Genomic DNA, 21,858 nt, shown 5'->3' with positions numbered 1-21,858 from the left:
GAATGTTCCACGTGGAACTACGAAATCCCCAAGGCCTTTAGTCGACGGTACAACGTACGCTCACTCATCCCAAGATGTTCAGCCAACTCACTTCGAGAACCGTTAAAGGTTTCCAAGGCATGGGCCAGATCCGCCATCTTGTTCCTTCCGCATCTCCGGTTAACAGACTGCGTTGTAGTCGAATGGATCTCCTCCGGGAGATGCTCCGGGCGAATAAGTCCATCATCAGCAAACAATCGCGCCCGCTCTAGTATGTTTCTGAGCTCGCGAATGTTGCCTGGGAAGGTATGAAGAACGAGGCGTTCGAGTGCCTCGGGGCTAACCTTGGGCGCGTGCTTGCCGGCCATACGTTGCAATAGGCTCTCACAGAGCAACGGCAAATCCTCGACTCTTTCGCGTAGCGATGGCAGGCGAATCGGGAAACCGCTGATGCGGTAGTAGAGGTCTTCGCGGAAGGTCCCTTCAACGGCCATCTCTTTCAATGGCTTGTGGGTGGCTGAGACCAGACGGAAGTCTGAATGGACCGTGCGCGTGCTGCCGACCGGACGGAAGCTTCCGGATTCGATCAGACGTAGCAACTTCACTTGCATGGTCAGCGGCACCTCACCGATTTCATCGAGGAACAGTGTTCCACCGTGAGCCGCTTCGGCCAGGCCGATCTTGCGCTGGGTCGCGCCGGTGAAAGCCCCCTTCTCATAGCCGAACAACTCACTCTCGAACAGTGATTCGGTCAGCCCGGTGCAGTCCACCACCACCAAGGGGCCATTGGCCCGGGGACTGCCCAGGTGCAATGCCCGTGCGAAAAGCTCCTTCCCCGTCCCGGATTCACCCTGGAGCAGGACCGGGATCTGCGCGGGGGCGGCACGTTGCAGACTGGAAACGGCGCTCTTGAAGGACGGAGCCCGGCCGACCAAACCCTGTTGTTGAGGTTGTGCCGATGCCAGGGTGACGCTGGTCAGCCGCTCGACGAACGCTACCACCCTGCCCTCGCCGTCGAGGATCGGACGCAGTTCCACATCTACATGTTCCGGCCCGCGTGGTGTGTGATGGATGTGCAGGACGCGCTCGGGCACCTTGCTGTCCAGCGATTTGCGCAGCGGGCAGTGCTCACCCGCCTGGTCGCAGGGAACGGCGTAGTGATGGGAAACCCGATGACACTTATCGCCGATTGGCGCGTGTTCCTCGTTGCCGAACTGGCGACGGTAGGCGGCGTTGGCGGCGAGGATGTTGTAGTCGGTGTCCAGCACGATGCTGGGCAGCACATCGTGTTCAAGGTAGGACACCAGCGCGATGATCGCGGGATGGGAAGCGGCTAGCATGACAGCACCAGATGGAGGACCTGGCGAGCGTAGCAAGGACTGCCAATCACTGCCATCGGCTGACAGTCGACTGCCAGGAACTGTCACCTGTGGGTTGCTGGAATGAGGGCTACTGCTCGCCCTTCACCGCACGAGACCGCTCCTACAGGGGGAAGGCGTCTATCTGAAAGGCTGGCATGCATCTTGATAAAGCACCTTCAACTGCCTATGCCTTCAAGGAGGCTTGGGATAACTGGAGAGTGCAATGATCATCGGCAACAACCTTCACGTTGAAGAGTTCTTCGACAAGGCGACCTGGACCATCAGCTACTTGGTCATGGATGGCGAGACGCGGCAATGCGCGCTGATCGACAGCGTGCTGGATTACGACCCCAAGTCCGGGCGTACCTGCACAAGCTCGGCGGACAAGCTGATCGCCCGCGTCGAGGCGCTGGATGCCAAGGTTCAATGGATTCTGGATACCCATGTGCACGCCGACCATCTGTCCGCGGCAGCCTACCTCAAGGCGGGGCTGGGCGGCAGCATCGCGATCGGTGCGCAGATCACCCAGGTTCAGAAAGTCTTTGGCACCCTGTTCAACGCCGAGCCGGGTTTTGCTCGTGACGGCAGCCAGTTCGACGTCCTGTTCGAAGATGAAGAAGGATTTCGCATCGGTAACCTGCATGCCCGCGCCCTGCACACCCCTGGACATACCCCGGCATGCATGAGCTACATGGTCGAGGATGCGGGCGAGACTGCCGTGTTCGTCGGCGACACCTTGTTCACCCCCGACTATGGCACCGCCCGTTGCGACTTCCCGGGCGCCAGCGCAAGAACCCTGTACAAGTCGATCCGTCGGCTGCTCGCCTTCCCGGACCAGACCCGGCTGTTCATGTGCCACGACTACCTGCCTGGTGGCCGTGAGCTGCGCTTCGTCACCACCGTGGCCGAGCAACGCGCCGACAACATCCATATTCATCAAGGGGTCAGCGAAGACAGCTTCGTGCAGATGCGCGAAGCCCGTGACAAGACCCTCGACATGCCCGTGCTGATCTTGCCGTCGGTGCAGATCAACATGCGCAGTGGGCAATTCCCCGAACCTGAAGAAAACGGTGTGAGCTACCTGAAGATCCCGCTGAACAAGCTGTAAGCCACGCCGTACCCATAACGAGATTTCCAAGGAACACCGCCATGCCTGCCCTGTCCCCTGCCGATTCCTCCCGTGCCGACCACCACAAGGTGGTGATCGTTGGCGCAGGTGCCGCCGGTATCGCCACCGCCTCCAGCCTGATCGCCCGTGATCCGTCGCTGGATATTGCCCTGATCGACCCCGCCGATGTGCACTACTACCAGCCAGGCTGGACCATGGTCGGTGCCGGTGTGTTCAAGGCGTCGAGTACCGCCCACACCATGGCCGCCACCCTGCCCCGCGATGTGCGCTGGATCAAGGCGCGGGTGGACGGCTTCGATCCCCAGGGCCAACTGGTGCTGCTCGAGGGTGGTCGCGCTGTCAGCTATGAACAGCTGGTGGTCTGCCCGGGTTTGAAGCTCGATTGGAATGCCATCGAAGGCTTGAGTGAGACCCTTGGGCGCAACGGTGTCACCTCCAACTACCGCTATGACCTGGCACCCTATACCTGGCAACTGGTGCAGGACCTCAAGCAGGGGCGCGCCCTTTTCACCCAGCCGCCGATGCCGATCAAGTGCGCCGGGGCGCCGCAGAAGGCGCTGTACCTGTCGTGTGACCACTGGCTGCGCAGCGGCCACCTGGGCAACGTGAGGGCCAGCTTCTTCAATGCTGGCGCGGTGCTGTTCGGTGTGCCGGACTATGTGCCGGCGCTGATGAGCTATATCGACAAGTACGGCGTCGACCTGAACTATCAGCATCGCCTGACGGCGGTGGATGGCGCGAACAAGCGTGCCACGTTCGTGCGCACCCTCCCCGACGGCAGTACCGAGACCCGCGTCGAAGCCTTCGACATGCTGCATGTGGTTCCACCTCAGGTGGCGCCTGATTTCATCCGCCAGAGCCCACTGGCTGACGCGGCGGGTTGGGTGGATGTCGATCCGCATACCTTGCGCCATCGCCAGTTTGGCAATATCCATGCTCTGGGCGACGTGGCCAACACCACCAATGCCAAGACCGCCGCTGCCGCCCGCAAGCAGGCGCCGGTGGTGGCCAACAATGTGCTGGTGGCGCTTGGCCGGCTCGCGACCCTCGCGCAATACGATGGCTACGGCTCCTGCCCGCTGACAGTGGAGCGTGGCAAGATCGTCCTGGCCGAGTTCACCTACGGCGGCAAGCTGGCACCGAGCTTCCCGCGTTGGCTGCTCGATGGCCGCAGGCCAACCCGCCTGGCTTGGCTGCTCAAGGCGCAGATCCTGCCGCCGCTGTACTGGAAAGCCATGCTCAAGGGCCGCGAGTGGCTGGCCCGGCCGCAACCCTTGGTGGTCGAGGCGCAACAGTGATCGAGCAACAACTGCTGGGCGCCGGGCTTGGCGCGATCATTGGCGCGGTGTTGGCGTTGACCGGCGCCGGTGGCGGTATCCTCGCGGTACCGCTGCTGGTGTTTGGCCTGGGGCTGAGCATGGTCGAGGCGGCCCCGATCGGCCTGCTGGCCGTGGGGTTGGCGGCGGCAGTCGGTGCAGTGCTTGGCCTGCGCCAGGGGCTGGTGCGCTACCGGGCGGCCCTGTTCATCGCGCTGATCGGGATTGCCTGCGCGCCGTTGGGCCTGATGCTCGCTCACCGTGTGCCCAACCTACCTTTGGCCTTGGTTTTCGCCGGGGTGTTGGTGTACGCCTGTTTGCGAATCTGGCGCAAGGCAGCACGGGAGCTGCGCGGCGAGTCACCTTGTGGCGAACGGGAGATCATGCCTTGCGTGCTCAACCCGTTGCAGGGGCGCTTGCGCTGGACTCTCCCCTGCGCCCGCGCGCTGGCGTTTACCGGAATGTTGTCGGGGTTGCTGTCTGGCCTGCTGGGCGTCGGTGGCGGCTTCGTGATCATTCCGGCCTTGAACCGCTACACCAACCTGAACATGAAAAGCATCGTCGCCACTTCGCTGGCGGTGATCGCCCTGGTGTCCACTGGCAGTGTGGTCAGCGCCAGCGTGGCGGGCGTGATGCATTGGAGGGTCGGTGCACCGTTCGCCGCAGGGGCGGTGCTGGGTTTGCTGCTGGCGCGGCCATTGGCGAGCAAGCTGGCCGGTCCGCGCCTGCAGCAGCTGTTCGCCATGGTGGGCTGCGGCGCCGCCGTGCTGCTCGCCGGCAAGGCACTACTCGGCTAGCAATTCTTCCTGCTGGGCGGCGCACAGCGCCAGCAGGTAATCCCACACCACCCGCAGGCGCACCGACTTGTGCAGCTCGCGGCGGGTACAGATCCAGTAGCTGCGCTGGATGGTCTCGCTGGGCAGTACGCGTACCAGCTTCGGATCGTGTCGGGCCATGTAGTTGGGCAGCACGGCGATACCCAGCCCGGCCTGGGCGGCGTGCTGCTGGGCGATCACGCTGGTGCTTCTGAACACCACGTTGGGCGCGCGGCAGAAGCTGTTGAGGAACAGCAGTTCCTGACTGAACAGCAGGTCGTCGACGTAGCCGATCCAGTTGTGCCGGGCCAGATCTTCGCGGGTGTTGAGCGACGGCGCCTGATTCAGGTAGTCCTGGCTGGCGTACAGGGCCAGACGGTAGTCGGTGAGCTTGCGGGTGATCAGCAGGTCGGCGTTGGGCCGTTCCAGGTGAATGCTGATCTCGGCTTCGCGGTTGAGGATACTGACGAACCGCGGCACCGCCACCAGTTCCACCTCCAGCCCTGGGTAACGCTGGAACAGTGCCTTCATGCGCGGAGTGAAGAACATGATGCCTATGCCTTCGGTCACGCCAAGGCGGATCTTGCCCAGCGGCGTGATGGCCTGGGTGATTTCTTCCTGCGCAAGCAGGGCAACGTTCTCCATGGCTTCGGCGTGCTTGAGCAGGGCCTGGCCGGAGGGTGTGAGTTCATAGCCCTGGGCGTGCTGCACGAATAGCGCGGTGCCCAGGTGCTTCTCGATGCTCTCGATATGCCGGGCGACGGTGCTGTGGGTAGTGTTGAGGCGCTTGGCGGCGCTGAGCAGGCGGCCGCTACGCTGCAACTCGAGGAAAAACCGCAGATCGTTCCAGTCGAACATGCTGATCCCTTGGCTGTTCATTGGCGTCGATTCACTGTAGGAGCGGCTTTAGCCGCGATCATCCGCGCAGCGGATGCCAAGCACCGCGGAGGCTGCATCGCGGCTGAAGCCGCTCCTACAGGATTTGCGCCGATCATTACTCCGGCGCTGTGCTAAAACGCACAACGGCTGCGCGAAATCTCGTGTTTCCTCCGCGAAATTAATCAATAAGATGGATCGGGACAAGAATAATAATCAGGCGCGAGGTTGCACATGCCATCAGCCGATTCTGTCTACGACTATGTGATCGTGGGGGCCGGTCCCGCCGGTTGCCTGCTGGCCAATCGTTTGTCCGCCGACCCATCCTGCCGGGTGTTGCTGCTCGAGGCGGGCGGGCGTGACAACTATCCCTGGATTCATATCCCCGTCGGTTACCTTTACTGCATCGGCAATCCACGCACCGACTGGTGCATGAAGACCGAGGCCCAGCCTGGGCTGAACGGGCGTTCCCTGGGCTATCCGCGGGGCAAGGTGCTGGGTGGCTGTTCGTCCATCAACGGCATGATCTACATGCGCGGCCAGGCTGCCGACTACGACCTTTGGGCCGAGCAAGGCAACGAGGGCTGGGCATGGAAGGATGTGCTGCCGCTGTTCAAGGCCAGCGAGAGTCACTATGCCGGTGCCAGCGACAGCCATGGTGCCGACGGTGAATGGCGGGTCGAGCAGCAGCGCTACAGCTGGCCGATCCTCGATGCCTTTCGCGACGCGGCCGAACAAAGCGGCATCGCCAGGATCGACGACTTCAATACGGGCGACAACGCCGGCTGTGGATACTTTCAGGTCAACCAGCGCAATGGTGTGCGCTGGAACTCGGCCAAGGCGTTTCTCAGGCCCATCCTCAAGCGAGCAAACCTGACTGTGCTGACCGGCGTGCAGGTCGACCAGGTTGTGCTCGGCAACACACGCGCCCGGGCTGTAAGGGCACTGTGGCAAGGTGCATGGCATGAGTTCGCGGCACGCCGCGAGATTATTCTCTGCGCAGGTTCGGTCGGTTCGCCCGGCATCCTGCAGCGCTCGGGGATCGGGCCACGCAAACTGCTCGAAGGGTTGGGCATCGCCGTGCGCCACGACATGCCTGGCGTCGGCGGCAACCTGCAGGACCACCTGCAATTGCGCCTGATCTACCAGATCCAGAACACACGCACCCTTAACCAGATGGCCAACAGCTTGTGGGGTAAGCTGGGCATGGGCCTGCGCTATGCCTACGACCGCAGTGGCCCGCTGGCCATGGCGCCAAGCCAGCTGGGAGCCTTTGCCCGCTCGAGCCCCGAGCAGGCGACCGCCAATCTTCAGTACCACGTCCAGCCGCTGTCACTGGAGCGCTTCGGCGAGCCGCTGCATCGGTTCCCGGCCTTTACCGCGTCGGTATGCAACCTGCGCCCGGCCAGCCGGGGGCGGATCGATATACGCTCGGCGGACATGAATGCCGCGCCGTTGATCGACCCCAACTACCTCAGCGCCCCCGAGGACCTGCGCGTGGCCGCCGATGCCATCCGCCTTACCCGGAGCATCGTCCAGGCCCCTGCCCTGGCTGCCTTCGAACCCCGCGAGTACCTGCCAGGCCCTGCCCTGCAGAGCGAAGAAGACCTGCACCAGGCCGCCGGCCAGATCGGCACCACCATCTTCCACCCGGTGGGTACCTGCCGCATGGGCAGTGGTGCGCTCGATGTTGTGGATAACCAGCTGCGCGTGCACGGTATTCCGGGCCTGCGTGTGGCGGATGCCTCGATCATGCCGCAGATAGTCTCCGGCAATACCTGTTCACCCACGTTGATGATTGCCGAAAAGGCGGCACAACTGATTCTCAAGGGAGCCAACACCCAGGCCAACCTCAGCGACAGCAACGCGATACCGACGCCCTGACCCGGGTGTGTGCAACAGCGGCAGCGCGCGGTCAGCAGCTGCCGGCAGTGGAACAACAAGAATAATCACTGTGGCCCCAGGGCCGAGGACAGCAACGATGTCGGATTACATCCAGGAACAGGGCGCGGCGGCGAGCAGCCCCAGCCGCCGTGAGGAACGCAAGATCATTTTCGCGTCATCCCTCGGGACAGTGTTCGAGTGGTATGACTTCTTTCTTTATGGCGCCCTGGCGGCGGTGATCAGCAAGCAGTTCTTTGCAGGGGTCAACGACACCACGGCGTTCATCTTCGCCTTGATGGCCTTTGCTGCAGGCTTCCTGGTGCGCCCGTTCGGTGCCCTGGTGTTCGGGCGGCTCGGCGACATGATTGGGCGCAAATACACTTTCCTGGTCACCATCGTGCTGATGGGCCTGTCGACCTTCGCGGTGGGCCTGCTGCCCACGTACGCCAGCATTGGCATTGCCGCACCGATCATCCTGGTGGTGCTGCGCATGCTCCAGGGCTTGGCGCTGGGCGGCGAGTACGGCGGCGCGGCCACTTACGTGGCCGAACACGCGCCGCCCGGCAAGCGCGGTTTCCACACCGGCTTCATCCAGTCCACCGCCACACTCGGCCTGCTGTTGTCGCTGATCGTGGTCCTGGCCAGCCGCTACATCAGTGGTGATCAGTTCGAGACCTGGGGCTGGCGCCTGCCGTTCCTGCTGTCGATCGTGTTGCTGGCGATCTCCACCTGGATCCGCATGAGCATGCACGAGTCGCCAGCATTCGTGAAAATGAAAGCCCAGGGCAAGATAAGCAAGTCGCCGATCCGCGAATCGTTCACCTCCTGGCCGAACCTCAAGGTGGTCCTGACCGCGCTGTTCAGCATCAACGCCGGGCAAGCGGTGACCTTCTACACCGCACAGTTCTATGTGCTGTTCTTCATGACCCAGATGCTCAAGATGGACCCGGCCCAGGCCAACACCCTGTTGATCATCAGCGTGGTGATCGGCGCGCCGTTCTTCGTGTTCTTCGGCTGGCTGTCGGACCGCATCGGGCGCAAGCCAATCCTCATGGTCGGGCTGTTGCTGGCCACCGTGTGCTACTTCCCGATGTTCAAGGCGCTGAGCCATTACGCCAACCCGCAGATCGACGCCGCCAGCCGGGAAGCGCCCATCGTCGTCAGCGCCAACCCGCAGGGCTGCACCTTCCAGTTCGACCCGGTGGGCAAGGCCCGCTTCGACAGCCCCTGCGACAAGGTAAAGACCTTCCTGGTCAAACAGGGCCTGCCCTACAGCTCGGTCGAGGCTGCCGGCAGCGAAGTGCAGGTGAGTATCGGCGACAAGACCATAAACGGCTTCGACGAGGCGGCCATGCGCAGCGCCATCGAAGCGGCTGGCTATCCGGCCAAGGCGGACCCGGCGCATGTGAATCAGGTGATGGTGGTGGTGTTGATCGTTGCCATGATCCTGATCGCCACCATGACCTACGGGCCACTGGCGGCGGTAATGGTCGAACTGTTCCCGACGCGAATCCGCTATACCTCGATGTCCCTGCCCTACCACATCGGCAACGGCTGGTTCGGTGGGTTCCTGCCAACGGTATCGTTCGCGTTGGTGGTGTATACCGGGGATATCTTCTATGGGCTTTGGTACCCGGTGCTGATTACTGGGGTGAGCCTGGTGGTGGGGATCTTCTGCCTGAAAGAGACCAAGGACGTGGATATCGATAAGGTCTGAGGTGGCCGGGGCTGCTTTGCAGCCCTTTCGCCGGCAAGCCGGCTCCCACCCCACCGCGCAGTTTTCGAGATTACGCGTACCTGTGGGAGCTGGCTTGTCGTGGCGACGAACCGCAGCGAAAGGGCCGCCAAGCGGCCCCAGCCTGCGGCTTCACGGGCACAAAAAAACCGGCGTAAAAGCCGGTTTTTTTATAGCGCGAAAAAACTTATGCACGATTTTCGCAAAAACGTCATACATGGAAATAAACAAATAATTCAATCACTTAGCATATCCTGACGATCATCCATGCAAAACTTGCTAACAAGTTATCCACAGATCGTCAGGCTGGCTGCTGCTCCGGGTTTTCCGCCAGCGGCGGCAGCGAACCCATGGCACGCTGGGTCGCTTCGTTCCAGGCCTGGGCGCGGTCGTTCAGCTCGGCGATGGCACGTGGGCCAGTGCCCACTGCATACATCGGTTCACCGATTACCACCTCGATGGTGCCCGGGCGCTTGCCCCAGCCTTCACGCGGCCAGAACTTGCCGGCGTTGTGGGCAATCGGCAGTACCGGCAGCCCGGCGTTGACCGCCAGGGCTGTACCGCCGCGGGAAAACTTGCCGATCTGGCCATGGGGCACGCGGGTGCCTTCGGGGAAGATCAGTACCCAGGTGCCCTGCTTGAGCAGCTCGTCGCCCTGGCTGGCCACCTGGCGCAGTGCCTCTTTGGGGTTCTTGCGATCGATGGCGATCGGCCGCAGCATGGCCATGGCCCAGCCGAAGAAGGGCACATACAGCAGTTCGCGCTTGAGCACCTGGCTCAGCGGCGAGAAATATGCGGAGAGCAGGAAGGTTTCCCAGGTGCTCTGGTGGTTCGACAGGATCACGCAAGGTACTTTCGGCACGTTCTCGGCACCGGTGATCTTGTAGTCGATGCCCAGGACCGTGCGCACCAAAAACAATGCGCAGCGGCACCAGTACACGTTGATGAACTTGTAGCGCTTGGGGAACGGCAGGAAGGGCGCGACGAAGAAGCTCAGCGAACACCACAGTAGCGAACTGGTGCCCAACAGCAGGTAAAAAAGAAAGATTCTGATCGCCTGCAGGATCGACATAGTGGCATGTACCGTTGCGGGGCGTGCCCGCCTAATGAAAAGTGCGCCACTCCAGGCGCACTCATTTAAATAATTTCTCTGGCGATAGCCGCCAGATCGTCGAAAATCAGTGTAGTTTGCGGGACGCCTTTTTCCAGGGTCCTCTCGCCCTTGCCGGTTTTAACCAGCACGGGTTGTGCATCGACGGCCAGGGCCGCCTCCAGGTCACCTTTACTGTCACCGACGAACCATACGCCAGCCAGTGGCACCTGGTAGTGCTCGGCAATCGCCAGCAGCATGCCGGGCTTGGGCTTGCGGCATTCGCAGCCCTCGTCCGGGCCGTGCGGGCAATGCACGATCAGGCCGACCTCGCCACCCTGCTCGGCCACCAGCGCGCGCAGGCGCGCATGCATGGCCTCGAGGGTTTCCGGCGAATAGTAGCCGCGGGCAATACCGGACTGGTTAGTGGCCACGGCCACTGTCCAGCCCGCCTTGCTCAACTGCGCGATAGCCTCGATCGAGCCGGGAATGGGGACCCACTCCTCCAGCGACTTGATATAGGCGTCGGAGTCGTGGTTGATCACTCCGTCTCGATCAAGAATCAGCAGTTTCAACGACTTACCCCAGCAGCGAGATATCGGCCACGCCCAGGAACAGGCCGCGCAGGCGGCTGAGCAGGGCATAACGGTTGGCGCGTACCTTGGCGTCCTCGGCGTTGACCATCACCGCCTCGAAGAAGGCGTCGACCGGGTCACGCAGGGCGGCCAGGCGGGCCAGGGCTTCGCTGTACTGGCGCGCGGCTGCCATCGGTTGCACGGCCTGGTCGGCCTGCTGGATGGCCGAGTACAGGGAGAACTCGTTGGCGTTGTCGAAGTACTTCGGCTCGACCTGGTCGGCGATGGCACCTTCGGCTTTACCCAGCAGGTTCGACACGCGCTTGTTCGCTGCCGCCAGGGCTTCGGCTTCCGGCAGTTTGCGGAAGGCCTGCACGGCCTGCACGCGCTGGTCGAAGTCCAGCGCCGAGCCCGGCTTCAGGGCACGCACCGACAGGTAGGTGGAGACGTCGATGCCTTCGTCCTCGTAGCGTGCGCGCAGGCGGTCGAAGATGAACTCCAGTACCTGCTCGGACAGGCCGGCGGCCTTGACCTTGGCACCGAACTGCTTGACCGCGAACTCGACCGCGACATTCAGGTCCAGGTCGAGCTGCTTCTCGATCAGGATACGCAGCACGCCCAGGGCGGCACGGCGCAGGGCGTATGGGTCCTTGCTGCCGGTGGGCAGCATGCCGATGCCGAAGATGCCGACCAGGGTGTCGAGCTTGTCGGCGATGGCCACGGCGGCACCGGTGAGGGTCTGCGGCAGCTCGGCGCCAGCGCCGCGCGGCATGTACTGCTCGTTCAGCGCCAGGGCGACGTCTTCCGGCTCGCCATCGTTGAGGGCGTAGTAGTAGCCGGCGATGCCTTGCATCTCCGGGAACTCACCGACCATTTCCGAGGCCAGGTCGCACTTGGACAGCAGGCCGGCACGACCAGCGTTGGCGGCGCTGCCACCGATGTACGGAGCAATGAAGGCGGCCAGCTTGGAGACGCGCTCGGCTTTTTCGAACACGGTACCCAGCTGAGCCTGGAACACTACGTTCTTCAGGCGCTCGTTGAAGCTTTCCAGGGGCTGCTTCTTGTCTTGCTTGAAGAAGAACTCGGCGTCGGTCAGGCGCGGGCGCACGACCTTCTCGTTGCCCTGCACGATCTGCTTGGGGTCGCGGCTCTCGACGTTGGCCACGGTGATGAAGCGCGGCAGCAGCTTGCCTTCGCTGTCCAGCAGGCAGAAGTACTTCTGGTTGTCCTGCATGGTGGTGATCAGCGCTTCCTGCGGCACCTCGAGGAAACGCTCCTCGAACGAGCACACCAGCGGCACCGGCCACTCGACCAGGGCGGTAACTTCGTCCAGCAGCGCCGGCGGCACGATGGCCGTGCCTTCCTGCTGCATGGCCAGCTCTGCGGTGCGCTTGCTGATCAGCTCCCGACGCTCGGCAAAGTCAGCCAGCACGTGGGCCTTGCGCAGGTCCTCGACGTAGTTGGCCGGGGTGGTGATGAGTACGTTTTCCGGGTGGTGGAAGCGGTGGCCACGGGATTCACGGCCGGCTTTCTGGGCCAGGATGGTGCAGTCGACGACCTGATCGCCCAGCAGCATCACCAGCCACTGGGTCGGGCGCACGAACTCTTCACGGCTGGCGCCCCAGTGCATGCGCTTGGGGATCGGCAGGTCGTTGAGTGAATCCTCGACGATGGTTGGCAGCAGGCTGGCAGTGGCCTTGCCCGGAATGTGCTGGGAGAAGCGCAGCTTCGGGCCGCTCTGGTCGATGTCCGACAGTTCGACGCCACACTTCTTGGCAAAGCCCAGGGCGGCCTGGGTTGGCTGGCCTTCGGCATTGAACGCGGCCTGCAGGGGCGGGCCGTCGATGTTGATGCTGCGGTCCGGCTGCTGCACGTCCAGCTGGCGGATCAGCACGGCCAGGCGGCGCGGTGCAGCGTAGACATGCTTGCCGGTGTAGTTCAGGCCGGCGGCCTGCAGGCCTTTCTCGATACCGGCGAGGAAGGCGTCGCCCAGCGACGCCAGGGCCTTGGGTGGCAGCTCTTCGGTGCCCAGTTCAACCAGGAAATCTTGAGCACTCATTGAGCAGCCTCCAGCTTAGCCAACACTTCGTCACGCAGTTCAGGGGTGGCCATCGGGAAGCCCAGGCGTGCGCGAGCTTGCAGATAGCTTTGCGCCACGTCCCGGGCCAGGGTACGTACGCGCAGGATGTAGCGCTGACGCTCGGTCACCGAGATGGCGCGGCGGGCGTCCAGCAGGTTGAAGGTGTGCGAGGCCTTCAGGACCATTTCGTAGGTCGGCAGCGGCAGGTCCAGCTTGATCAGGCGGTTCGCTTCGCTTTCGTAGAAATCGAACAGTTCGAACAGCTTCTCGACGTTGGCGTGCTCGAAGTTGTAGGTCGACTGCTCAACTTCGTTCTGGTGGAACACGTCGCCATAGGTGACCTTGCCGAACGGGCCGTCGGCCCACACCAGGTCGTAGACCGAGTCCACGCCCTGGATGTACATGGCCAGGCGCTCCAGGCCGTAGGTGATTTCACCCGTGACCGGGTAGCACTCGATACCGCCGACTTGCTGGAAGTAAGTGAACTGAGTCACCTCCATGCCGTTCAGCCAGATTTCCCAGCCCAGGCCCCAGGCGCCGAGGGTTGGCGATTCCCAGTTGTCTTCGACGAAGCGAATGTCGTGAACCAGCGGGTCGATGCCGATGGCCTTCAGCGAGCCGAGGTACAGCTCCTGGAAGTTCGCCGGGTTTGGCTTGAGCACCACCTGGAACTGGTAGTAGTGCTGCAGGCGGTTGGGGTTTTCGCCATACCGCCCGTCGGCGGGGCGACGGCTGGGCTGCACGTAGGCGGCGTTCCAGGTCTCCGGGCCCACGGCGCGCAGGAAGGTAGCGGTGTGGAAAGTGCCGGCGCCTACTTCCATATCGTAGGGCTGAAGCACCACACAACCTTGAGCTGCCCAGTAGTTCTGCAGGGCGAGGATCAGGTCTTGGAAGGTACGCACGGCTGGCGTAGGCTGGCTCACGAAATTCACCTGTATCTGGGGATGCGGATGTAAAGAGCGGGAGTATACCCGATTCGCCTCGCCCTCTACGTTATTGGAGCCTTATGCCACGCTGCTTTTGGTGTTCCGACGATCCGTTGTACCAGGCCTATCACGACCACGAGTGGGGAACGCCGCAGCGCGACCCGGCGTTGCTCTTCGAGATGCTTTTGCTCGAAGGGTTCCAGGCGGGCTTGTCGTGGATCACGGTATTGAAGAAGCGCGAGCGCTATCGCCAGGTGCTGGAAGGTTTCGACCCGGTGAAACTGGCGCGTATGAGCGACGAACGCATCGAAGAGCTGATGCAGGATGTTGGCATCATCCGCAACCGCCTCAAGCTCAAGGCCGTGCGCCGCAACGCCCAGGCATGGCTGGCTGTGGATAACCCCGCCGAGTGGCTATGGTCGTTCGTCGGCGGCGCGCCGAAGATCAACCATTTCCAAGGCCGTGGCGACGTGCCGGCGGTCACCGACGAGGCCAAGGCGATGAGCAAGGCCTTGCAGAAGGCTGGCTTCACTTTCGTCGGGCCGACCATCTGCTACGCCTTCATGCAGGCTACCGGCATGGTCATGGACCACACCACCGACTGCGATCGCTACGCCGCGCTGGTGCGCTGACGGGGTACAATGCGCGCCTTGCTGAAATAAGGAATTCGCCTGTGGAAAAGTTCAAGGGCGCCCTGATGGTCGGGGTGCTGCGCCTGTTTGCCAAGCTGCCCTGGGGCGCCGTGCAGCGCGTCGGCGCCGGTATCGGATGGCTGATGTGGAAAATCCCCAACGGCTCGCGCAATGTCGTGCGCATCAACCTGGCCAAATGCTTCCCGGAGATGGACCCGGCCGAGCGTGAGCAACTGGTCGGTCGCGCGCTCAAGGACATCGGCAAGTCGTTCGTCGAGAGCGCCTGCGCCTGGATCTGGCCGCCGCAGCGCTCGCTCGACCTGGTAAAGGAAGTGCACGGCCTGGAAGTGCTGGAGCAGGCCCTGGCCTCGGGCAAGGGCGTGGTCGGCATCACCAGCCACCTGGGCAACTGGGAAGTGCTCAACCACTTCTATTGCAACCAGTGCAAACCGATCATCTTCTACCGGCCGCCCAAGCTCAAAGCGGTGGATGACCTGCTGCGTGAACAGCGCGTGCAGATGGGCAACCGCGTGGCGCCTTCGACCAAGGAAGGCATCCTCAGCGTGATCAAGGAAGTGCGCCGAGGTGGCCAGGTGGGCATTCCCGCCGACCCGGAGCCGGCCGAGTCCGCCGGGGTGTTCGTGCCGTTCCTGGGGACCCAGGCGCTGACCAGCAAGTTCGTGCCGAACATGCTGGCGGGTGGCAAGGCGGTGGGGGTATTCCTGCACGCCCTGCGCCTGCCCGATGGTTCGGGCTTCAAGGTGTTCCTGGAAGCGGCGCCAGAGGCCATGTACAGCACCGATGTGAATGAATCGGCGGCAGCCATGAGCAAGGTGGTCGAGCGTTATGTGCGTGAGTACCCGAGCCAGTACATGTGGAGCATGAAGCGCTTCAAGAAGCGCCCGGCGGGTGAGGCGCGCTGGTATTGAGATTTTTGGGGGCTGCAAAGCAGCCCCGGCAATCTCAGACCTTGTTCAGCTTCTTCAAGAACACCGTCATCTCTTTTTCGGCCTGCTTGTCCCCATGGGCCTGCGCTGCCTCGATCCCTTCCTCCCAGGCCTTGCGAGCGCCAGCCAGATCTCCGCTGAGCTGATACGCCTTGCCCAGCAGCTTCCACGCCGCCGAATACTTGGGGTCCTGCTTCACGCAGCTGGCCAGGTGCACCGCCGCCTCAGCGCCATTGCCCTCGTCCAGCCAGGCCTTGCCCAAGCCAAAGCGCAGCAGCGGGTTATCCACACCCTTGGCCAGCATCTTCTCCAGCGATTCACGCATGCCCTTCCCTCCTAGAAGAAACTCAAGCCCACGTGGAACAGCTTCTCCACGTCCCGAATATGCTTTTTATCCACAACGAACAGGATCACATGGTCGCCCGACTCGATCACCGTGTCGTCGTGGGCGATCATCACTTCGTCCTCGCGGATGATTGCGCCGATGGTGGTACCCGGCGGCAGGTTGATGTCCTCGATGGCCTTGCCCACTACCTTGCTCGACTTCGAATCGCCATGGGCCACGGCTTCGATGGCCTCGGCCGCGCCGCGGCGCAGCGAGTGCACGCTGACGATATCGCCACGGCGCACGTGGGCCAGCAGAGTACCGATGGTGGCCAGCTGCGGGCTGATGGCGATGTCGATGTCGCCGCCCTGCACCAGGTCGACATAGGCTGGGTTGTTGATGATGGTCATTACCTTGCGTGCACCCAGGCGCTTGGCCAGCAGCGACGCCATGATGTTGGCCTCGTCGTCGTTGGTCAGGGCCAGGAAGATGTCGGCGTCGGCGATGTTCTCTTCGAGCATCAGGTCCTTGTCCGAGGCGCTGCCTTGCAGCACCACGGTGCTCTCCAGGGTGTCGGAGAGCTGGCGACAGCGGGCCGGGTTCATCTCGATGATCTTCACCTGGTAGCGGCTCTCGATGGCCTCGGCCAGGCGTTCGCCGATCTGCCCGCCACCGGCGATGACCACGCGCTTGTTGCTCTCGTCGATGCGCCGCAACTCACCCATCACCGCGCGAATGTCCTTTTTCGCGGCGATGAAGAACACTTCGTCGTCGGCTTCGATCACCGTGTCGCCCTGTGGGGTGATCGGCCGGTCGCGGCGGAAGATCGCCGCCACGCGGGTGTCGACGTTGGGCATGTGGGCGCGGATCTGGCGCAGTTGCTGACCCACCAGCGGCCCGCCGTAGTAAGCCCGGACTGCCACTAGCTGGGCCTTGCCCTCGGCGAAGTCGATCACCTGCAGGGAGCCGGGGTGTTCGATCAGGCGCTTGATGTAGTTGGTCACCACCTGCTCGGGGCTGATCAGCACATCCACCGGAATATGGTCGTTGTCGAACAGTTCTTCGCGGGTCAGGTAGGCCGACTCCCGCACCCGGGCGATCTTGGTCGGGGTGTGGAAGAGCGAGTACGCCACCTGGCAGGCGACCATGTTGGTCTCGTCGCTGTTGGTCACCGCCACCAGCATGTCGGCGTCGTCGGCGCCGGCCTGGCGCAGCACCGTCGGCAGAGAGGCGCGGCCTTGCACGGTGCGGATGTCGAGGCGGTCGCCGAGGTCGCGCAGGCGCTCGCCATCGGTATCGACCACGGTGATGTCATTGGCTTCGCTGGCCAGGTGTTCCGCCAGCGTGCCGCCCACCTGCCCTGCGCCGAGGATGATGATCTTCATCCACTACTCCCTACATTCTTGTGCTTACCGCGAGGCGGCGATCTTGATCAGCTTGGCATAGTAGAAGCCGTCGTGGCCGCCTTCCTGGGCCAGCAGCTGGCGCCCGTGGGGCTGGCGCAGACCGGCCTCGGTCGCCAGGTCCAGCTCGCGGGCACCGGGGGTGCGGGCGAGGAAGGCGTCGACCACTTCGGTGTTCTCGGTCGGCAGGCTCGAGCAGGTGGCGTACAGCAGCATGCCGCCCACTTCCAGGGTCGGCCACAGGGCGTCGAGCAGCTCGCCTTGCAGCGCGGCCAGGGCCGGGATGTCGTCGGCCTGGCGGGTCAGCTTGATATCCGGGTGGCGGCGGATCACGCCAGTGGCCGAGCAGGGGGCGTCGAGCAGGATGCGCTGGAAGGGTTTGCCGTCCCACCAGCTGGCGGTGTCGCGGGCGTCGCAGGCGATCAACTCGGCGTCGAGCTTTAGGCGGTCGAGGTTCTCGCGCACGCGGGTCAGGCGCTTGGCCTCGAGGTCGATGGCGACCATGTGCGCCAAGCCCGGTTCGGCTTCAAGCAGGTGGCAGGTCTTGCCGCCAGGGGCGCAACACGCGTCGAGCACACGCTGGCCGGGGGCCAATTCCAGCAGGTCGGCGGACAGCTGCGCGGCTTCGTCCTGCACGCTGACCCAACCCTCGGCGAAGCCCGGCAGGCCGCGCACGTCGCAGGCTTCGGCCAGCACGATGCCGTCACGGCTGTACTGGCAGGCGCTGGCGCTGATGCCGGCCTCGTCCAGCAGCGCGAGGTAAGCGTCGCGGCTGTGATGGCGGCGGTTGATGCGCAGGATCATCGGCGGGTGGGCGTTGTTGGCGGCGCAGATGGCTTCCCACTGCTCAGGCCAGAAGGCCTTGAGCGACTTCTGCAGCCAGCGCGGGTGGGCAGTGCGCACCACCGGGTCGCGCTCCATGTCGGCCAACAGCGCCTCCCCTTCACGCTGGGCGCGGCGCAGCACGGCGTTGAGCAGGCCCTTTGCCCAAGGCTTCTTCAGCTTGTCGGCACACCCGACGGTTTCGCCGATGGCGGCGTGGGCCGGGATGCGGGTGTAGAACAGCTGGTACAGGCCGACCAGCAGCAGCGCCTGCACATCGGCGTCGGCGGCCTTGAAGGGTTTCTGCAACAGCTGCGCGGCCAGCAGGTCCAGGCGCGGCTGCCAGCGGGCGGTGCCGAAGGCCAGGTCCTGGGTCAGGCCACGGTCGCGTTCTTCGACCTTGTCCAGTTGCGCCGGCAGCGAGCTGTTCAGCGAAGCCTTGCCGCTGAGCACGGCGGCAAGGGCACGGGCGGCAGCCAGGCGTGGGTTCATTGGCCGAGCACCTTGCCGCTGGCGAACTTCTCGCGGCGGCTGTTGAACAGGTCGGCGAAGTTGAGTGCCTTGCCACCCGGCAGTTGCAGGCGGGTCAGGCTCAGGGCCTGGTCACCGCAGGCGACCACCAGGCCATCTTTGCTAGATGACAGGATTTCGCCGGGGGCGCCCTGGGCTGTGGACAAGTTGGCGGCCAGTACCTTCACGCTTTCGCCATCCAGAGTGCTGTGGCACACCGGCCAGGGGTTGAAGGCACGGATCAGGCGCTCAAGCTCAACGGCCGGACGGTTCCAGTCGATGCGCGCCTCGTCCTTGTTCAGCTTGTGGGCGTAAGTGGCCAGGGCGTCGTCCTGTACTTCACCTTGCAGGCTGCCATCGGCCAGGCCGGCGATGGCCTGCACCACGGCGCCCGGGCCCATGGTGGCGAGGCGGTCGTGCAGGGTACCGCCGGTGTCCTCGGCACTGATCGGGGTGACCACCTTGAGCAGCATCGGGCCGGTATCCAGGCCCGCTTCCATGCGCATCACGGTCACGCCGCTCTCGGCGTCACCGGCTTCAACGGCGCGCTGGATCGGCGCGGCGCCGCGCCAGCGCGGCAGCAGCGAGGCGTGGCTGTTGATGCAGCCCAGGCGTGGGATATCCAGCACAGCTTGCGGCAGGATCAGGCCGTAGGCGACCACCACCATCAGGTCCGGCTTGAGCGCGGCGAGTTCGGCCTGGGCGTCGGCGTTGCGCAGGGTCTGCGGTTGGTACACCGGGATATCGTGGGCCACGGCCAGCGCCTTGACCGCGCTCGGCATCAGCTTCTGGCCACGCCCGGCCGGGCGGTCGGGCTGGGTGTAGACGGCCACGATCTCGTACGGGCTGTCGAGCAAAGCCTTGAGGTGTTCGGCGGCAAACTCTGGAGTGCCTGCGAAGACGATGCGCATGGAGTTCTCGCTTCTTGAAAAAGAAAAAGGCTTGCCGGAGCAAGCCTTCTGGAAGGTGGGGATCAGGCTTGCTGGCGGTGCTGCTTTTCCAGCTTCTTCTTGATCCGGTCACGTTTGAGCTGCGACAGGTAGTCGACGAACAGCTTGCCGTTGAGGTGATCGAACTCGTGCTGCACGCACACCGCCAACAGGCCCTCGCATTCCAGCTCGTACGGCTTGCCGTCGCGGTCCTGGGCCTTGACCCGGACGCGCAGCGGGCGGTCGACGTTCTCGTAGAAGCCCGGCACCGACAGGCAGCCTTCCTGGTACTGGCCCATGTCGTGGGTCAGCTCTTCGACGCTGGGGTTGATGAAGACCCGCGGTTCGCTGCGGTCTTCGCTCAGGTCCATCACCACCACTTGCTGGTGCACGTTGACCTGGGTCGCCGCCAGGCCGATGCCCGGGGCTTCGTACATGGTTTCGAACATGTCGTCGATCAGCTGGCGCAAGGCGTCGTCAAACACCGTTACCGGTTTGGCAATGGTACGCAGGCGCGGATCGGGGAATTCGAGAATGTTCAAAATGGCCATGGCGGTCAGGCAGTCACTGTGCGGTCGGTTGAAAACTGAGCACACATAATAAAGGGAAAAGGTGGACAAGGCACCTGTGAAAGCTCGGCTAGGGTCTTTATGGGCTTTATAGCTGCCATTTAATGGACAGCTTTTCAAAGTATTACCCACAAAGTTATCCACAGGCTGTGCCACGCCGATGGCCCCCTGTCGATCAAGGAGGATCACCTATGAACACTCTCCGTTCGTCGCCTTGCTCGCCTGCCGAACTGGAGGCGCGGCTGCGTCTGCATCGCCTCCCCGACATCGGCCTGCGCCGCTTTCTTGCCCTGATCGAAGCCTTTGGCAATGCCTCATCGGCACTCAGTGCGCCGGCTAGTGCCTGGCGTGCGCTGGGGTTGCCAGCCGCCAGTATCGACGCCCGTCGCAGCCCTGAGGTGCGCGACGGCGCGTTGGCTGCGATGGCCTGGTTAGAGCGTCCGGGCCAGCATTTGCTGATGTGGGACGGGTCTGGCTACCCCGCATTGCTGAGTGAAATCGACGACCCGCCACCCCTGCTGTTCGTCGCCGGTGACCCCGCTTTGCTGGAGCACCCGCAGCTGGCGATTGTGGGTAGCAGGCGTGCTTCACCACCGGCGCTGGATACCGCGGCTGCGTTCTCGCGTTGCCTGGCGCAAGCCGGATTCACCATCACCAGCGGGCTGGCGCTGGGCGTTGACGGTGCCGCTCATCGGGCCGCGCTGAAAGCCGGGGGGCAGACCATTGGGGTGCTCGGCACGGGGTTGCAAAAACTTTATCCACAGCGCCACCGTGACCTTGCCCGGGCGATGCTCGACAGCGGCAGCGCGCTGGTTTCCGAGTATCCGCTGGATGCCGGGCCGCTGGCCGGTAACTTCCCCAGGCGCAACCGCATCATCAGCGGGCTGTCGCTCGGCGTGCTGGTGGTCGAGGCGAGTATCGCCAGCGGCTCATTGATCACCGCGCGCCTTGCCGCAGAGCAAGGGCGCGAGGTGTATGCCATTCCGGGTTCGATCCACCACCCCGGCGCCAAGGGCTGCCACCAGCTGATTCGCGACGGCGCGCTGTTGGTGGAAAGCGTGGAGCAGATCCTCGACAGCCTGCGCGGTTGGCAGAACTTGCCGGGCGCGCCTGTGGGCAAAGCCGACCATCCCCTGCTCGCCTTGCTCCACGCCGCACCCCACACCAGCGAGGGCCTGGCGCACAGCAGCGGACAGCCGTTGGCCCAGGTGCTGGCCAGCCTGACCGAGTTGGAGCTCGAGGGCCGGGTCAGCAATGAAGCCGGGCGTTGGTTTGCCCGTTCCGGCTAAGTACACTGCGCACACGGCGTTTATGCGGAGAGACGGAAATGGTGAGCAGTTGGCGTGTGCAACAAGCCGCGCGTGAGGTGAAGGCGGGTGCGGTGATCGCCTATCCGACGGAAGCGGTCTGGGGCCTGGGCTGCGACCCGTGGAACGAGGACGCGGTGTATCGCCTGCTGGCGCTCAAGTCGCGGCCTGTGGATAAAGGCCTGATCCTGGTCGCCGACAGCATCCACCAGTTCGACTTCCTGTTCGAAGACTTCCCCCAAGACTGGATCGACCGCATGGCCGCCACCTGGCCGGGGCCGAACACTTGGCTGGTGCCGCACCAGGACCTGCTGCCCGAGTGGGTGACCGGGCAGCATGACAGCGTGGCATTGCGGGTCAGCGATCACCCACAGGTGCGTGAGCTGTGCGCGTTGGTCGGGCCGTTGATTTCCACGTCCTGCAACCCGGCCGGGCGTCCGGCGGCCAAGAGCCGGTTGCGGGTGGAGCAGTATTTCCACAAGCAGCTGGACATGGTGCTGGGTGGGGCGTTGGGGGGGCGGAAGAATCCGAGTGTGATTCGGGATTTGGCGACCGGTGAGGTTGTGCGTCCGGGGTGAAGACTCAAGCCCTATGAGTAACCTTTGTGGGAGCTGGGTTTTCCACAATGAGGAACAAAAGGGAAAAACC

At 63.6% G+C, this 21,858-nt stretch carries 20 protein-coding genes; 9 read left to right on the top strand and 11 right to left on the bottom strand.

Going from position 1 to position 21,858, the window contains the following annotated elements; genetic code table 11:
* Window positions 1-17: 17 nt before the first annotated feature.
* The gene (locus ACQ4OD_RS08925; protein ID WP_430944187.1) at window positions 18-1,319 is read right to left on the bottom strand and encodes a sigma-54 interaction domain-containing protein; all 1,302 of its coding nucleotides are present in this window, start codon (window positions 1,317-1,319) and stop codon (window positions 18-20) included.
* A 244-nt stretch (window positions 1,320-1,563) separates the two neighbouring features.
* On the opposite strand from ACQ4OD_RS08925, the gene ACQ4OD_RS08920 reads away from it, so the two are divergent.
* Genes ACQ4OD_RS08920 through ACQ4OD_RS08910 form a run of 3 tightly spaced genes read left to right on the top strand, consistent with a single transcriptional unit; the run spans window position 1,564 to window position 4,582 of the window.
* Window positions 1,564-2,448: an MBL fold metallo-hydrolase gene (locus ACQ4OD_RS08920; protein ID WP_430944186.1), complete on the top strand. Its 885-nt coding sequence runs from the start codon at window positions 1,564-1,566 to the stop codon at window positions 2,446-2,448.
* A gap of 41 nt (window positions 2,449-2,489) precedes the next feature.
* A complete protein-coding gene (locus ACQ4OD_RS08915) occupies window positions 2,490-3,767 on the top strand; it encodes an NAD(P)/FAD-dependent oxidoreductase (protein WP_111531923.1) in 1,278 nt (425 codons plus the stop codon).
* Window positions 3,764-4,582, top strand: coding sequence for a sulfite exporter TauE/SafE family protein (locus ACQ4OD_RS08910; RefSeq protein ID WP_430944185.1), 819 nt, complete (start codon window positions 3,764-3,766; stop codon window positions 4,580-4,582). Before ACQ4OD_RS08915 ends, ACQ4OD_RS08910 begins: the two co-directional genes overlap by 4 nt.
* Here ACQ4OD_RS08910 and ACQ4OD_RS08905 read toward each other — a convergent pair.
* Entirely contained in the window at window positions 4,571-5,458 is an 888-nt protein-coding gene (locus ACQ4OD_RS08905) for a LysR family transcriptional regulator (protein ID WP_102683375.1), read from the bottom strand. The genes ACQ4OD_RS08910 and ACQ4OD_RS08905 overlap by 12 nt on opposite strands.
* Before the next feature lie 252 nt (window positions 5,459-5,710).
* Here ACQ4OD_RS08905 and ACQ4OD_RS08900 point away from each other — a divergent pair, with 252 nt between their 5' ends.
* Entirely contained in the window at window positions 5,711-7,360 is a 1,650-nt protein-coding gene (locus ACQ4OD_RS08900) for a GMC family oxidoreductase (RefSeq protein WP_430944184.1), read from the top strand.
* Between the two features lie 97 nt (window positions 7,361-7,457).
* Window positions 7,458-9,077: an MFS transporter gene (locus ACQ4OD_RS08895; protein WP_139674709.1), complete on the top strand. Its 1,620-nt coding sequence runs from the start codon at window positions 7,458-7,460 to the stop codon at window positions 9,075-9,077.
* A gap of 319 nt (window positions 9,078-9,396) precedes the next feature.
* Here the strand turns inward: ACQ4OD_RS08895 and ACQ4OD_RS08890 are convergent, their stop codons facing one another.
* The 4 genes from ACQ4OD_RS08890 to glyQ form a co-directional block, all read right to left on the bottom strand.
* Window positions 9,397-10,167 carry a lysophospholipid acyltransferase family protein gene (locus ACQ4OD_RS08890; RefSeq protein ID WP_102683373.1) on the bottom strand — a complete coding sequence of 257 codons (771 nt, stop codon included), beginning with the start codon at window positions 10,165-10,167 and terminating at the stop codon, window positions 9,397-9,399.
* A gap of 65 nt (window positions 10,168-10,232) precedes the next feature.
* A complete protein-coding gene (gene gmhB / locus ACQ4OD_RS08885; protein WP_198754081.1) occupies window positions 10,233-10,760 on the bottom strand; it encodes a D-glycero-beta-D-manno-heptose 1,7-bisphosphate 7-phosphatase in 528 nt (175 codons plus the stop codon).
* A 4-nt stretch (window positions 10,761-10,764) separates the two neighbouring features.
* A complete protein-coding gene (glyS, locus tag ACQ4OD_RS08880) occupies window positions 10,765-12,819 on the bottom strand; it encodes a glycine--tRNA ligase subunit beta (RefSeq protein ID WP_198754080.1) in 2,055 nt (684 codons plus the stop codon).
* Entirely contained in the window at window positions 12,816-13,763 is a 948-nt protein-coding gene (gene glyQ / locus ACQ4OD_RS08875) for a glycine--tRNA ligase subunit alpha (protein WP_023629852.1), read from the bottom strand. The genes glyS and glyQ overlap by 4 nt, the downstream gene beginning before the upstream one ends.
* An 83-nt stretch (window positions 13,764-13,846) precedes the next feature.
* On the opposite strand from glyQ, the gene ACQ4OD_RS08870 reads away from it, so the two are divergent.
* Together ACQ4OD_RS08870 and ACQ4OD_RS08865 are read left to right on the top strand one after the other, a co-directional pair.
* A complete protein-coding gene (locus tag ACQ4OD_RS08870; protein WP_139674700.1) occupies window positions 13,847-14,398 on the top strand; it encodes a DNA-3-methyladenine glycosylase I in 552 nt (183 codons plus the stop codon).
* Window positions 14,399-14,439: 41 nt separating this feature from the next.
* A complete protein-coding gene (locus ACQ4OD_RS08865) occupies window positions 14,440-15,327 on the top strand; it encodes a lysophospholipid acyltransferase (protein WP_023629851.1) in 888 nt (295 codons plus the stop codon).
* A 34-nt stretch (window positions 15,328-15,361) separates the two neighbouring features.
* Here the strand turns inward: ACQ4OD_RS08865 and ACQ4OD_RS08860 are convergent, their stop codons facing one another.
* The 5 genes from ACQ4OD_RS08860 to def form a co-directional block, all read right to left on the bottom strand.
* Entirely contained in the window at window positions 15,362-15,670 is a 309-nt protein-coding gene (locus tag ACQ4OD_RS08860; RefSeq protein WP_023629850.1) for a tetratricopeptide repeat protein, read from the bottom strand.
* Between the two features lie 11 nt (window positions 15,671-15,681).
* The gene (gene trkA / locus ACQ4OD_RS08855) at window positions 15,682-17,055 is read right to left on the bottom strand and encodes a Trk system potassium transporter TrkA (RefSeq protein WP_023629849.1); all 1,374 of its coding nucleotides are present in this window, start codon (window positions 17,053-17,055) and stop codon (window positions 15,682-15,684) included.
* A gap of 24 nt (window positions 17,056-17,079) precedes the next feature.
* Entirely contained in the window at window positions 17,080-18,387 is a 1,308-nt protein-coding gene (gene rsmB / locus ACQ4OD_RS08850) for a 16S rRNA (cytosine(967)-C(5))-methyltransferase RsmB (RefSeq protein ID WP_139674693.1), read from the bottom strand.
* On the bottom strand, window positions 18,384-19,316 hold the full coding sequence (gene fmt / locus ACQ4OD_RS08845) for a methionyl-tRNA formyltransferase (protein WP_139674690.1): 933 nt from the start codon (window positions 19,314-19,316) through the stop codon (window positions 18,384-18,386). Before fmt ends, rsmB begins: the two co-directional genes overlap by 4 nt.
* A 62-nt stretch (window positions 19,317-19,378) precedes the next feature.
* Window positions 19,379-19,885: a peptide deformylase gene (def, locus tag ACQ4OD_RS08840; protein WP_038707094.1), complete on the bottom strand. Its 507-nt coding sequence runs from the start codon at window positions 19,883-19,885 to the stop codon at window positions 19,379-19,381.
* A gap of 209 nt (window positions 19,886-20,094) precedes the next feature.
* Here def and dprA point away from each other — a divergent pair, with 209 nt between their 5' ends.
* Together dprA and ACQ4OD_RS08830 are read left to right on the top strand one after the other, a co-directional pair.
* Window positions 20,095-21,192, top strand: a complete 1,098-nt coding sequence (gene dprA / locus ACQ4OD_RS08835) for a DNA-processing protein DprA (protein ID WP_430944183.1) — start codon at window positions 20,095-20,097, stop codon at window positions 21,190-21,192.
* A gap of 38 nt (window positions 21,193-21,230) precedes the next feature.
* Window positions 21,231-21,788 (top strand): L-threonylcarbamoyladenylate synthase, encoded by a 558-nt coding sequence (locus ACQ4OD_RS08830; protein ID WP_094010815.1) that lies wholly within the window; start codon window positions 21,231-21,233, stop codon window positions 21,786-21,788.
* The last annotated feature ends 70 nt before the right edge of the window (window positions 21,789-21,858 follow it).

The organism is Pseudomonas sp. WC1, from assembly GCF_050586565.1.
In the GTDB taxonomy this organism is placed as follows: Bacteria; Pseudomonadota; Gammaproteobacteria; order Pseudomonadales; family Pseudomonadaceae; genus Aquipseudomonas.
This window is presented reverse-complemented; position numbering and strand designations above follow the sequence as displayed.

Bases quoted from the DNA above. Each gene is read 5' to 3' on its own strand.
- ACQ4OD_RS08925 (WP_430944187.1), bottom strand. From the start codon at position 1,319: ATGCTAGCCGCTTCCCATCCCGCGATCATCGCGCTGGTGTCCTACCTT.
- ACQ4OD_RS08920 (WP_430944186.1), top strand. From the start codon at position 1,564: ATGATCATCGGCAACAACCTTCACGTTGAAGAGTTCTTCGACAAGGCG.
- ACQ4OD_RS08915 (WP_111531923.1), top strand. From the start codon at position 2,490: ATGCCTGCCCTGTCCCCTGCCGATTCCTCCCGTGCCGACCACCACAAG.
- ACQ4OD_RS08905 (WP_102683375.1), bottom strand. From the start codon at position 5,458: ATGTTCGACTGGAACGATCTGCGGTTTTTCCTCGAGTTGCAGCGTAGC.
- ACQ4OD_RS08900 (WP_430944184.1), top strand. From the start codon at position 5,711: ATGCCATCAGCCGATTCTGTCTACGACTATGTGATCGTGGGGGCCGGT.
- ACQ4OD_RS08895 (WP_139674709.1), top strand. From the start codon at position 7,458: ATGTCGGATTACATCCAGGAACAGGGCGCGGCGGCGAGCAGCCCCAGC.
- ACQ4OD_RS08890 (WP_102683373.1), bottom strand. From the start codon at position 10,167: ATGTCGATCCTGCAGGCGATCAGAATCTTTCTTTTTTACCTGCTGTTG.
- glyS (WP_198754080.1), bottom strand. From the start codon at position 12,819: ATGAGTGCTCAAGATTTCCTGGTTGAACTGGGCACCGAAGAGCTGCCA.
- ACQ4OD_RS08870 (WP_139674700.1), top strand. From the start codon at position 13,847: ATGCCACGCTGCTTTTGGTGTTCCGACGATCCGTTGTACCAGGCCTAT.
- ACQ4OD_RS08860 (WP_023629850.1), bottom strand. From the start codon at position 15,670: ATGCGTGAATCGCTGGAGAAGATGCTGGCCAAGGGTGTGGATAACCCG.
- trkA (WP_023629849.1), bottom strand. From the start codon at position 17,055: ATGAAGATCATCATCCTCGGCGCAGGGCAGGTGGGCGGCACGCTGGCG.
- rsmB (WP_139674693.1), bottom strand. From the start codon at position 18,387: ATGAACCCACGCCTGGCTGCCGCCCGTGCCCTTGCCGCCGTGCTCAGC.
- fmt (WP_139674690.1), bottom strand. From the start codon at position 19,316: ATGCGCATCGTCTTCGCAGGCACTCCAGAGTTTGCCGCCGAACACCTC.
- def (WP_038707094.1), bottom strand. From the start codon at position 19,885: ATGGCCATTTTGAACATTCTCGAATTCCCCGATCCGCGCCTGCGTACC.
- dprA (WP_430944183.1), top strand. From the start codon at position 20,095: ATGAACACTCTCCGTTCGTCGCCTTGCTCGCCTGCCGAACTGGAGGCG.
- ACQ4OD_RS08830 (WP_094010815.1), top strand. From the start codon at position 21,231: ATGGTGAGCAGTTGGCGTGTGCAACAAGCCGCGCGTGAGGTGAAGGCG.